This is a genomic window from Bacillus sp. FSL W7-1360, assembly GCF_038592975.1.
GTDB lineage: Bacteria > Bacillota > Bacilli > Bacillales > Bacillaceae_D > Shouchella > Shouchella lonarensis.
In genome coordinates, this window is the sequence record NZ_CP151950.1 from 713,006 (window position 1) to 725,504 (window position 12,499).

The following is a 12,499-nucleotide window of genomic DNA, read 5'->3' on the forward strand; positions in this document are numbered from 1 at the left end:
TGATGCAATTTTCTATTTGTTTGACGGGAGGGAATACACTTTGGTAGATAAAATGAGGGTCCTTCACGGACCGTTAGAAACAGCCAATCAAATGGGGACACTAGCGAAAGGACTAAATAAAAACGGTGTGTATTGTAGAACCATTAATATGATCAAGAGTTATTTATCTTATGAACAAGAATATCAATTATCTCCTATTTGGCATAGGGGAGCGACAAAAAGAGAAGTGCTTACTTTTTTAAAAAAAAGATGTATCCCTATATTTGATATTTTCGATTTCCATGCTGGATATAGAAGTTTTACCCAGGATTATGCAGATATACAATTGTTGCATAACGAAAAAAAACCAATGGTTATCCATCATTGGGGAAGTGAAGTGCGTTCATTAAATAAAGCATTAAAGATTAATCCATACGCTAAAGTGAAAGAAGGTTTTCCCCCAGAAAAAATTGATAGAATGTTACGATTTTTATCGAGTAAGATTAAGTATTGTATTACACAAGACTCAGAAATTCATCACTATGTAAAAGACTACTACGAGAAAACGTATGTTGTTCCAGTGATGATTGATCTCGATAACTATAAGGTCAATATAAAGAAACATAGCGATCGACCTTTGATTGTGCATGCACCAACTCATAAGGGGATAAAAGGAACCGATGAAATATTAAAAGTAATAGACATATTGAGCAGGGAATTTGATTTTGATTTTAGATTGATAAAAGGATATGCTCATGCTGAAGCAAAAAAATTGTATGCGGAAGCAGATTTAGTCATTGATCAACTTCATTTGGGTGTCTATGGAATGGTGTCGATTGAAGCAATGGCTATGGGGAAGCCCTCGGTCTGTTATGTAAGTGATTTTATGTTAAAACACTATCCTAACGATTTACCAGTAATTAATGCCAACCAACATACATTGCTTTCTGTAATGAGATTAGTGTTAAAAAATCGAGATTCGCTGCCCGAGATTGGAAAGAAATCAAGAGAGTTCGTTGAAAAGCGTCATGATATGATGAAAAATAGTTTGGAAGTGAAAAAAATTTATGAAGAAATATTAAGCTGACGACCGATATAAGCATTACGTTGTTTTTGTGTATAAATCGGTTGATGCTTGGAAGGAGTAAGTGATGAAAAATTTAAAGATATTGTTTATAGCATCCCCATCCCATAAATATGTCTCTAGCGCAATACATGATTTAATGAATGAAATTTGTGGTATTACGAGTTCAAAAGTATTATACGCTGATGATGGGTGTATAGAAGATTTGGTAGCTCAAAGCGGTTTTGAGCCAGACTTTGTTCACATAGAAGATTTTTTTGGAAGACGAGGGCCTAAAATTTCGGGTATAAACGTCTCGAAGTTCCCATGTTCGGTTAATATACATGATTTACATTATGAAGTATCGCATAAGAAAGAATTAATTACGAAAGAAAATATTAAGCATGTTTTTGTTTTTTGTCGGGATGCTTTTTTGAAATGGTACCCAAATTTCGCAGATCGAATGATTTGGTTGCCTCATAGCGTAAATACAGACATTTATCGTGATTATGGTAAAGAAAAAACGATTGGTCTGTTAATGACAGGTTCGACGTCTGAGAAAACATATCCATTACGTACAGCAATTGTGAGAAGGTTTCTTAAACGTCCGGAATTTGTGAGGGGACAGCATTCTGGTTACAAATGGATTACTCAAGAAGAAGGAGATATAGATGAAAATGCGCATCGTATCATCAGTGAAGGATATGCACAGACACTTAACACCGCGAAAATAAGCTTTGCATGTGACTCAATTTATCAATATCCAGTAAAAAAATATTTTGAAATACCCGCATGTAATACTTTGTTACTAGCTTCTTTTTCAAAAGAGTTGTATGACTTGGGTTTTAGACCGGGAGAGAACTTTATTGAGATTAATAAAAATAACTTTGAGAAAAAAGCGTATTATTACTTGAAACACGAAGAAAAAAGAAGACGTATCGCGTTAAATGGTATGAAGATGGTTCATCAAAAACATTCAGTCAAGAAAAGAGCAGTTGAGTTTGTGGAAATCGTACAAGGAATTTTGGCGAATCGAGGGAAGGAAAAAACCCTTCTTTTATCTGGCGGTAAAGAAAAAGATCATGCATATAGGACGTATGTATCTCCAAAGAAGAAAGAGGTGGGTGGTCATGTTGCAAAAGAAAATATACATGTAAACGGAGGAGAGATTACATTTGTCACGGCTGCATATGGGTTGAAATATCGTCAAAACATAAAAGGGTTAGTATCCACATTTAGAAAATATAATCCACGAGGCAAATTAATCGTATACACAGACGACAAGAGATTGAAAGTTGACGGATGTGACGTCGATCACAGTCTGTCGCTGAATAACATTTTTCAAAGCCCTGCACATCAATCTCACCTCCGATTAAAAATATTCCTTCTAAATCATGCTGCAAAAAACGCTTCTCATGTTTGTTGGATAGATTCAGATGTGTTAATTTATACAAGTTTGACAGATAAGCTGGATCCAAAAAAAATCAATGTCATAGGTTATGGATATGGAAGAGATTTTCGGGTAAAACAAGCACACAATTGCATGAAGAGTTTGTACTCCTTACCCCAAAAATATGTATTTGAATTAGATGATATCTATCGCACATTAAAAGTAAAAGAGAACGTGGATGATGGACACATTTTAGATGATTTTGTTAGGCGTTACAGAACACAATCGAGGTATCTAAATGAAGTCTATAAAGAGATGGCATGGAATTTTGATCCGTTCAGAAATCCAAATAAGCCGCATAAGTTGGACTATCCAGATGTAAACAATAGAAGTTTTTGCGTTGGTCTGAAGCTTGAAAATTGGCGGTTGTATCATCGGAAAACACCATTTGCGGCGTTATGCTGGACGTCTCATGCTTTAGAGAAGCATATGAAGAACCGATTCAAGAATATCGCAGATATAGCTACAAGAAAACACTTAAGAGATATTTATTGAATGTACTTTCGGTTTATCGAGATACACAGAAGTATCTTTATTTAACACACTTCAATAAGGGTCTCACGTGAGATCCTTATTGAAGTGACTCGTTCCTTATGTCAACGCCCTTTTTAACGCCTCAATTGTAATACCTTTTCTTCTTCAGGTGTGACAAATAATGTTGTTTGCTTTTCGTACGTCACGTAGCCGGGTTTTGCACCACTCGGCTTTTTTACATAGCGAATTTTTGTATAGTCAACTGGTACAGAAGCAGAGTGTCTTGCTTTTGAGAAATAGGCAGCAACGATCGCCGCTTCCTTCAATGTTGCTTCATCAGGTGCTGTAGAACGAATTAAGACGTGTGCGCCTGGGATGTCTTTTGTATGAAGCCAAATTTCATCTTGGCGCGAGAAATGGCGTGTCAAATAATCATTTTGTCGGTTATTTTTTCCAACAAAAAACGGGACCCCTGTAGAAGAAACGTAAGATTCTAGTTGAGGGTGACTCGACTGGCTCTTTTTCTTTTTTTTATGGGAGGAACGTGAGCGCATGTACCCGCCATCTCGTAATTCTTCTCGGATTTCCTCAATATCTTTCGGTGAGGCAACGTCAAGTTGTTGCAATAAATTAGCGAGGTAATCAAGCTCGATGCGCGTCTTTTGTATTTGGTCTGTGACTTCAAGACGAGCGGTCTTCGCTTTTTGATAACGCTTGAAGTAGGCTTGTGCATTTTCAGCCGCTGTCTTTGTTGGATCTAAGGCAATGGTTACACAGCGTCCTTCAGGATCGTAATAGTCAACGACGTCAATAGATGACGCCCCTTTTTTGACTAAGTGTAAGTGAGCGGTTAATAGTTCTCCATAATGTTGGTGTAAGTTTGCTTCATTTGTACGTGTTAATGTTTCTGTTAATTTTGCTTGTTTTCGTTTGTTTTTCTCATATGTTTGCTTTAGCAGACGTTCTACGTCAAAAGCTTGTTGTTTGACACGATCTCGTTCTGCTTTTTTGTAATAGTAACGGTCAAGCATATCATTCGTCGTTGAAAAATGCGTGCGATCTCCATTTTTGTGAGCCAAATGAACGACAGAGAAAAAAGCTTTCTTGCCGCCCACGATCTCAGGGGTGTAACAATGTGTTTTTAGCGGTTCGATCACATCGAAAAAGGCTTTGGGCAATGTCGTTTGGTTTGCCAGACCAGCTCTATGAACAATTTCGTTCGCAACGAGCGGAGACAAGCCATGAAAAGAATGTACAAGTTGTGCACTGAGTTTCCCTGCATTAAAGTCAAGTGACTTTAAAACGTCTTTTTCAGTCACAGTGAGTACGTCTTGTTTCTCTTGAGCAGGTGGGTGTTTATATAACTGTCCAGGTCCAACTGTACGATAACGGCTTTGATCAAAACGCACGTGTTTAATGCTGTCAATTACGATATTTGTTGTGGGGTCAACTAAGATGATATTACTGTGACGACCCATGATCTCAACAATAAGTTGTTTTGTTTTTGTATCTCCTAGTTCGTCCCGCTTTTCAATCGTAAAAGTAATGATCCGATCTGTTTGATATTGCGTAATGGCACGAATGATGCCGCCTTCTAAATGTTTACGCAATAGCATACAAAACATCGGTGGTTCGTTCGGGTTTTCATATTTCTCTTTTGTCATATGCACACGGGCAAACGTGGCATTTGCAGATAGTAATAAAAAGTGATTTTTTCCGTGTGCTCGAATAGCGCAGACGAGCTCCGTTTTAGACGGTTGAAAGACTTTATTCATACGTCCACCAAGAAGAGACTGTAGTTCGTGTGTCACCGCTCTTGTCACAAAGCCATCAAATGACATGTGGTTCACCTCAACTTTACAATTGAAAATCTCTTTCTAGTATAGCATGATTGTCCTTCTAGCTGAATAAGATAGCTTGTATAAAAGGTGTGCAGGTAAAGATATCGGTTGTAATGATTGAATGCGAGGTGGCAAGATGAAATGGTATATGATGAAGCAAGAAGAAGTGGTCTATAGGACAAATGCAAATGTTAAGCAAGGATTAAATGATAAAAATGTGAGGAAAAGGATTGGTACGTATGGACAAAACAAATTAAAGGAAGCGCCACGCCCATCCGTATTTGTGACATTTCTGGCGCAATTTAAAGACTTTATGGTGCTTGTACTATTAGCGGCTACACTCATTTCTGGTTTAATTGGTGAGATGCTCGATGCGTTAACGATTATGTGCATTGTTTTATTGAATGGGATTTTAGGTTTTTTTCAGGAGCGCAAAGCAGAGAAGTCGCTTGATGCGTTGAAAGAATTGTCGGCGCCACAAATGTATGTGAAACGGAATGGTGAGTGGCAGCGAATTGCTTCTGTACTCGTTGTGCCAGGTGACATTGTGAAGATGTCGGCAGGCGATCGTGTGGGCGCAGACATTCGTTTATTAGAAACGTCGGGATTGCGCATTGATGAAGCGTCTTTAACAGGCGAGTCACACCCTTCACAAAAGCAAAGTGATGAAATTGCACAAGAAGATGTGCCCCTTGGGGATCGTGCCAATATGGCATTTATGGGAACGATGGTTACACAAGGTAGTGGTGTCGGTGTGGTTGTTGGCACAGGAATGCGAACTGAGATGGGAAAAATAGCGCACTTACTGCAAGAAGCAGAAGTGCTTGCAACGCCATTGCAACGTCGGCTAGAACAGTTAGGACGAACGTTAATTGTCGTCGCATTATTGCTTACAACACTCGTCGTCCTGTTTGGCTTGTTGCAGGGGCATGACTTGCATACGATGTTTATCTCGGGTGTGTCACTTGCAGTTGCAGCGATACCAGAAGGTTTGCCAGCCATTGTCACCGTCGCGCTCGCCCTCGGCGTACAACGGATGATTAAGAGAAAAGGCATTGTGAGGAAGCTTCCAGCAGTAGAAACACTTGGCTGTGCTTCTGTCATTTGTTCAGATAAAACGGGGACATTAACACAAAATAAGATGACGGTGAAACAGCTTTGGACAAAGGATCAATGGTTTTCTGTGACAGGAGCTGGCTATGATCTAGATGGAGAGATTTTAAATCAAGACGACCAGCGCATTGACCTGCAACAAGAAGTAGGCTTGCAACGATTATTAAGCTACGGTGCGCTTTGCACAAATGCGCATTTCGTCAAAAAAGAGGAAAATCATACGTTAGATGGGGACCCGACGGAGGGCGCGCTGTTAATTGTCGCAGCAAAATCAGGGTATGATCAGGAGAGTTTAGCACGAACATACCAACGGGTAGAGGAGTTTCCATTTGACTCTACGCGGAAGATGATGAGTGTGATTGTGTCTGATCCTAAAGGAAAAAAATATGTCGTTACAAAAGGTGCCCCCGACGTTGTGCTGCATCATTGCCGCTCCATTTTTTCAATGAGCCGATCAGAAGCATTAAGTGATCATCATTGCAATCAAATCAACAAAGCGGTCGAAAAAATGGCGAGCAACGCGTTGCGCACGCTTGCGATTGCTTATCGTCCTTTAATTGAAGGGGAACTGTGTCAATCGGCAGAACAGGCAGAAAAGCATTTAACGTTTGTTGGTCTTCAAGGAATGATGGACCCGCCGCGTGTGGAAGCAAAAGAAGCGGTTGAAGAATGTCGTGCGGCAGGGATTAAAACGTTAATGATTACAGGTGACCACCAAGTAACAGCCGCAGCCATTGCAAAAGAGCTTGCGATTTTACCTGAAGGAGGAAGGGTGTTAAATGGTGGGGATTTAGACCGGTTGTCTGTAAATGAGTTAGAGCGTGAAGTGGAATCTGTGTACGTATATGCACGTGTGTCGCCTGCTCATAAGTTAAAAATTGTCCAGGCATTGCAAAAGAGAGGACATATTGTGGCGATGACAGGCGATGGCGTAAATGATGCACCGGCTTTAAAAGCAGCGAATATTGGTGTGGCAATGGGCGTGACGGGCACCGATGTCGCAAAAGAATCATCAGCACTCGTGTTGGCCGACGATAATTTCTTAACGATTAAAGAGGCCATTAAAGAAGGTCGCAATATTTACGAAAACATCCGCAAATTTATCCGCTATATGCTTGCGTCTAACGTAGGCGAGATTTTGGTCATGTTGTTTGCAATGATGCTCGGTATGCCGCTCCCACTTGTGGCCATCCAAATTTTATGGATCAATTTGGTTACAGACGGTTTACCCGCGGTTGCACTTGGGATGGATCAAGCAGAAGGAGACGTGATGCGCCGAAAGCCACGGGCACCGGATGAAGGCGTGTTTGCAAGAGGACTAGGTTGGAAAATTGTGAGTCGTGGTTTCATGATTGGGATGGTTACATTGATTGCATTTACACTCACGTATGATCATCAGCCTGACAATTTGATTCTTGCCCAAACGGTTGCGTTTTTAACATTAGTGATGAGCCAGCTTATTCATGTGTTTGATTGTCGGAGCGAATACTCCGTTTATCATCGCAACCCATTTGAAAATCGCTATCTTGTTGGCGCAGTTGCTTTATCGGTCGTACTCATGGTCGCCGTCATTTATATGCCAACGTTGCAACCAATTTTCCATACCGTATCACTGGGAGTGAAAGAATGGCTGTTGGTATTAGGTATGGCGTCGATTCCGACTGTCGTTTTTGGAGGATTTGGTAAGAAATGATGCAAAGTTAGTTAAAACAAGCGAAAGACACTGATAAACGTTTCAAGCGTGAATCAGTGTCTTTCTTCATGTGGGGGAAGGGATGTATATTCTATCATGAAAATGAATAAACATGGTATGGCACAATGGCTGTTTGTCACAAGACATGAGGAAAGGAACGGTGTTATGGGGGGAGCGAATAGTAAAAAGATACGTGTGCTTCATGGGCCAACAAATATTGTGAACCAAATGGAGACGTTAGCAAAGGGGTTAAGTGAAAAAGGCGTCTTTTGTAGAACGGTGGACACTTACAATAGTTTTTTGGCTTATGAAAAGCAATACACTTTCAAAGGTATTTGGCCATCAAAGGATGCAACCGATGACCAACTAGAAAAGTTTGTAAAGAATAACCTTGCTCATCAATTCGATTTATTTCATCTCCACTTTGGACTTACTTTTATTCCGAGTCAAAAAGACATTTCTATCTTGCGGGATGAAGGAAAACCTCTTGTTATGCAATATTATGGAAGTGATATTCGCTCTTTAAAAGCTGCATTAGAAATTAACCCCTACGCAAGGGTGAAACGGAATATTCTTCCGTCTGTTTTTCACCGGAAAATAAAAGCATGCGCAGATCAAATCAAGTATTGTGTCGTCGCGGATGCGGAGCTTGAATATTATGTGAAAGACTACTATGAGGAAGTATTCCGATTTCCCATTGTCATTGATTTGTCTCAGTATCAGGAGACACAACCAAAATTAAATAGCGGTGTGCCTTTAATTGTACACGCGCCTACACATGCCCATATAAAAGGAAGAGACACGATTTTAAAAGTGATGGAGGAGCTAAAAGAAGATTTCAAATTTGATTTTCAACTTATTCAAAATTGTTCTCATAACAAGGCAAAGGCGATTTACGAGCAAGCCGATCTCATTATTGATCAATTACATGTCGGGTGTTACGGCGCATTAGCAATAGAAACAATGGCATTAGGAAAGCCGGTTGTATGCTATATTAGTGATTTCATGCGAGAGGATTATCCATCTGACCTTCCTATTATTAACGCGAATCCTGACACATTGTTAGCTGTAATGAAGTCACTGCTGAGCAATCAAGACGCACTACCAGAAATAGGGAAACGATCAAGGAAATATGTGGAAAGGGTCCATGATTACGCAGAAAATAGCGAGAAAATGAAACAATTCTATGAACGTATCCTCAATTCATTAACGTGATGATGCGTTGTTAAGAGAGGGGAACAATGTCTTGAGTAGTTCAGAAAAGAATTTGTTTACAAACAATCGTGTTTTCATTACAGGAGGAGCAGGATTTATTGGCTCATCTTTTATTGAGAGACTCATTAGCCATAATGACGTCATTGTATACGATAACTTATCTCGAGATTCTCTTAAATATAAGAAGTATGCAAATCACCCGCGTGTTCATGTCATTGAGGGTGATATTCTTGATAAGGAACTTTTAAAGACATCTATGCAAGGTGCAACACACGTGATTCATATGGCAGCCATTGCTGGTATTGATACGGTGACAAATGATCCAATTAAAACGATGCGTGTCAACATGATAGGAACAGCAAACGTATTAGAGGCGGCTGCGACAATGGAGAGATGTGATCGGGTCGTTTGTTTTAGTACAAGTGAAGTGTATGGTCAAATGGCCTTTCGATCAGGTGAAAGGGATGAAGCGATCATTGGTACGGCTGAGGAACGGCGCTGGTCGTATGCAGTAAGTAAGTTAGCTGGAGAGCATTTGGCGCAATCTTATTACCAACAATTAAAATTGCCAACTGTCACCATCCGTCCATTCAATATTTATGGTCCGGGACAAATTGGTGAGGGAGCGGTTAAATCAATGATCGAACGTGCACTTATGAATGAACCAATTACAATCTATGGGGATGGCGCGCAAATTCGTTCGTGGTGTTATGTGGATGATATGATTGAAGCGCTTTTTCTTACATTAACACATCCAAATGCTGTAGGAGAATCTTTTAACATCGGCAATAAAAATACAACATTGACGACATATCATTTAGCCAACACCATTATTCGTGTGCTATCGTCTCAATCAGTGATTCACTACGGCACAAAAAATTACGCCGATATTGAATTGCGTATGCCTAATACGGATAAAGCAAAGGATGTTTTACAATTTGAGGCAAAAATAGATTTGGAAGAAGGGATTCGCCGTACCGCTGTTTTTTTGAGAACAATGAAGTGAAAAAAGTGGGGTATTAAAAATGAAACGATGGAAAAGTGAGGGAAGTGGTCACGTAACAAAGGAACAGCTTGGTGCTTGTGGTCAAAATGTGGTCATAGAAGATGGTGTTCGTATATTTCATCCAGAACAAATCTTTATTGGCGACAATGTATATATTGGTCATAATACGATTTTAAAAGGGTACTATAAACACGCCCTTGTTATCGACTCGAATAGTTGGATTGGGCAAAATGCTTTTATTCATGGCGCGGGAGGGGTACAGATCGGTTCGTTAGCTGGCATTGGTCCCTCTGTTCGTATTCTTGCTTCTTCTCACATAGAGCCAGACGACCCGGAGGAAGCGATATTATTTTCTCCATTGCATTTTCCATCAATTACAATTGGGGAAAATTGTAATATTGGATTGGGTGCTACAATTATTGGAGAGGTATCTGTTGGTTCGCATTCAAAAATTGGCGCAAATGCACTTGTCAATCGGTCCATCCCAGCCTACAGCATCGCAGTAGGGGTACCGGCTAAAGTGATAAAAAGTCGTAAAAGCGAAGGAACTTCTTCATGATCAAGTTAATAAAGCCATATATTACTTATGACGATGTGAAAGAAGAAATAGAAGCCATTTTCAAGAGTGGCATGTTCACAAAAGGACCATATGTGACACGTTTTAGAGAGAATTTGGCTCATTACGTTGGTGCGTCGCATACTTTTTTAACGACTTCGGCAACCACAGCGCTTTCTGTATGCCTAAAGTTATTAGGCATAAAAGAAGGCGATGAGGTAATTGTTTCAGATTTCTCTTTCCCGGCCACAGCCAATGTTGTTGAAAATGTAGGTGCGCGACCAGTATTTGCGGATGTAGATGTCAATACATTTAATATGTCTCCTGAGCAGTTAGAGGCATTCATTTCTCCAAAAACAAAAGCCGTTATTTTTGTTGATGCATTAGGGAATCCAACAGGTATAAAGGAGATTCATGACATTTGTCGTCATTACCGCATTCCTTTAATTGATGACGCAGCATGTGCGCTAGGCAGTGCGGAGAAGGGTAGACGTACAGGTAGTCTGGCAGATTTAACTTGTTTTAGTTTTCACCCGAGAAAGTTGTTGACAACTGGAGAGGGAGGTGCGATTACTACCGAAAATGAGGACTGGGCAGCGTGGCTTGATGTACGTCTCAATCATGGTGCGATTTTCAACCAAAACAAGTTGGATTTTGTTGACACAGGATATAATTACCGTCTAGCCGATATTCCTTGTCTCTTAGGCTTAAAGCAACTGGAAAAGTTAAACGAAATTATTTTCCACAGGAATGAGATGCGCACAGAATATATAAACCAATTGGCACCATTAGGTTTTCAAATACAGCAAAAGGGCGGTGATGTTACCCATAATGTACAGTCGCTTACATTCAAAGTTCCTGTAACAATGAATAGAGACCAATTGATGCACCATTTATTTATGCAAGGAATCGAGTCAACGATTGGGACGTATAGTTTAAGTCATACGACTTATTACAAACGAAAGTACCATTCGGAGCGAAAAAATGCGCTATTTCTTGAGCAACATACGATCTCGCTCCCTTGCCATGAGGATGTGGACGTGGAGAAAGTTGTGAAAGAGATCCGGTTTTATACGAAACGAGAAAGGTTGTAGGGGGGATCCTTTGAAAAACATCAACTTGTTATTTATTACTTCTAACCCCAATTACTATCTCTCAAGAACGGTCGATTATTTTATCCAAGCGTTACGAGCGCACTTAAATATCCAAGTGTCTTATCAATCAGGGTTGGTTCAAGATATCATAGACAGCAGTGCTTTTGATCCTGATTTCGTGTACATTGACGATTATTTGGGCAGGAGGGGACCTGCGGTTACTGGTTTAACTACATTAAAGTGTCCATACGCTGTCAATATGCATGATTTACATGAGACGAGGGATTCTTTACTCAGTATAAAACAGAAAAAAGAGATATTAAGGAAAGAGGGAGTAGAACACATTTTTGTTTATTGCCGCGATGCATTTTTACGTTGGTATCCGGAGTTTTCAAACTATATGAGGTGGCTGCCCCATCATGCCAATACGAATATTTATCGGAACTATGAATTGGAAAAAGATATAGATTTCATGATGCCTGGTGTGGCGATTCAACCTTATTATCCGTTGCGGGCGACCATTGTAGAAAGGTTGAAAGACCGACCAGAATTCGTTTTACTCCCCCATCCGCATTATAGACAAAGAAAATATGATAAAGAGGGGCTTTTCATTGGTGAGGCGTATGCACGAGAGTTAAATCGAGCAAAAATCTGTTTTACGTGCGACACCCTTTATCAATACCCTGTTAAAAAGTATTTTGAAACGCCGGCATGTCATACGCTATTACTGGCATCTTTTTCACAAGAGTTATACGATCTCGGGTTTAGACCTGACGAGAATTTTGTCGCGATTAATGAAAATAATTTTGAAAAGAAAGCATACGATTACTTGAGGGATGAAGAAAAAAGAAAGTATGTGACGGGCAAAGGAATGGACATGGTTCACAAACGTCACGCTACTAGCAAACGGGCAGAAGAATTTGTCGAAATGATTACAAAGGTCATAAATGAATAACAACAAAGGATAAAAGAAGGTGGATTTGTGATAACACAATCATTTTAAATGTGTGCGGAA

Annotated in this window: 9 protein-coding genes; 8 read left to right on the plus strand and 1 reads right to left on the minus strand. The window is 40.0% G+C overall.

Going from position 1 to position 12,499, the window contains the following annotated elements:
• Positions 1-40 precede the first annotated feature (40 nt).
• The gene (locus NSQ26_RS03545) at positions 41-1,066 is read left to right on the plus strand and encodes a glycosyltransferase family protein (RefSeq protein ID WP_499719155.1); all 1,026 of its coding nucleotides are present in this window, start codon (positions 41-43) and stop codon (positions 1,064-1,066) included.
• Between the two features lie 64 nt (positions 1,067-1,130).
• A complete protein-coding gene (locus NSQ26_RS03550) occupies positions 1,131-2,987 on the plus strand; it encodes a glycosyltransferase family protein (RefSeq protein WP_499719157.1) in 1,857 nt (618 codons plus the stop codon).
• Positions 2,988-3,100: 113 nt separating this feature from the next.
• On the opposite strand, the gene NSQ26_RS03555 is transcribed toward NSQ26_RS03550, so the two are convergent.
• Positions 3,101-4,807: an Rqc2 family fibronectin-binding protein gene (locus tag NSQ26_RS03555; protein WP_499719158.1), complete on the minus strand. Its 1,707-nt coding sequence runs from the start codon at positions 4,805-4,807 to the stop codon at positions 3,101-3,103.
• 136 nt (positions 4,808-4,943) lie between these two features.
• Here NSQ26_RS03555 and NSQ26_RS03560 point away from each other — a divergent pair, with 136 nt between their 5' ends.
• From NSQ26_RS03560 to NSQ26_RS03585, 6 genes are all read left to right on the plus strand, one after another.
• Complete coding sequence (locus NSQ26_RS03560; protein WP_499719159.1) at positions 4,944-7,613, plus strand: calcium-translocating P-type ATPase, SERCA-type; 2,670 nt, start codon at positions 4,944-4,946, stop codon at positions 7,611-7,613.
• Positions 7,614-7,709: 96 nt separating this feature from the next.
• Positions 7,710-8,828: a glycosyltransferase family protein gene (locus tag NSQ26_RS03565; RefSeq protein ID WP_499719160.1), complete on the plus strand. Its 1,119-nt coding sequence runs from the start codon at positions 7,710-7,712 to the stop codon at positions 8,826-8,828.
• A 31-nt stretch (positions 8,829-8,859) separates the two neighbouring features.
• Positions 8,860-9,834 carry an NAD-dependent epimerase/dehydratase family protein gene (locus NSQ26_RS03570; RefSeq protein ID WP_499719162.1) on the plus strand — a complete coding sequence of 325 codons (975 nt, stop codon included), beginning with the start codon at positions 8,860-8,862 and terminating at the stop codon, positions 9,832-9,834.
• 19 nt (positions 9,835-9,853) lie between these two features.
• Entirely contained in the window at positions 9,854-10,393 is a 540-nt protein-coding gene (locus NSQ26_RS03575; protein ID WP_090776040.1) for an acyltransferase, read from the plus strand.
• On the plus strand, positions 10,390-11,484 hold the full coding sequence (locus NSQ26_RS03580) for a DegT/DnrJ/EryC1/StrS family aminotransferase (protein WP_090776041.1): 1,095 nt from the start codon (positions 10,390-10,392) through the stop codon (positions 11,482-11,484). The genes NSQ26_RS03575 and NSQ26_RS03580 overlap by 4 nt, the downstream gene beginning before the upstream one ends.
• 10 nt (positions 11,485-11,494) lie before the next feature.
• Positions 11,495-12,439: a glycosyltransferase gene (locus NSQ26_RS03585; RefSeq protein WP_499719165.1), complete on the plus strand. Its 945-nt coding sequence runs from the start codon at positions 11,495-11,497 to the stop codon at positions 12,437-12,439.
• The last annotated feature ends 60 nt before the right edge of the window (positions 12,440-12,499 follow it).

Bases quoted from the DNA above. Each gene is read 5' to 3' on its own strand.
- NSQ26_RS03550 (WP_499719157.1), top strand. From the start codon at position 1,131: ATGAAAAATTTAAAGATATTGTTTATAGCATCCCCATCCCATAAATAT.
- NSQ26_RS03555 (WP_499719158.1), bottom strand. From the start codon at position 4,807: ATGTCATTTGATGGCTTTGTGACAAGAGCGGTGACACACGAACTACAG.
- NSQ26_RS03560 (WP_499719159.1), top strand. From the start codon at position 4,944: ATGAAATGGTATATGATGAAGCAAGAAGAAGTGGTCTATAGGACAAAT.
- NSQ26_RS03565 (WP_499719160.1), top strand. From the start codon at position 7,710: ATGAAAATGAATAAACATGGTATGGCACAATGGCTGTTTGTCACAAGA.
- NSQ26_RS03575 (WP_090776040.1), top strand. From the start codon at position 9,854: ATGAAACGATGGAAAAGTGAGGGAAGTGGTCACGTAACAAAGGAACAG.
- NSQ26_RS03580 (WP_090776041.1), top strand. From the start codon at position 10,390: ATGATCAAGTTAATAAAGCCATATATTACTTATGACGATGTGAAAGAA.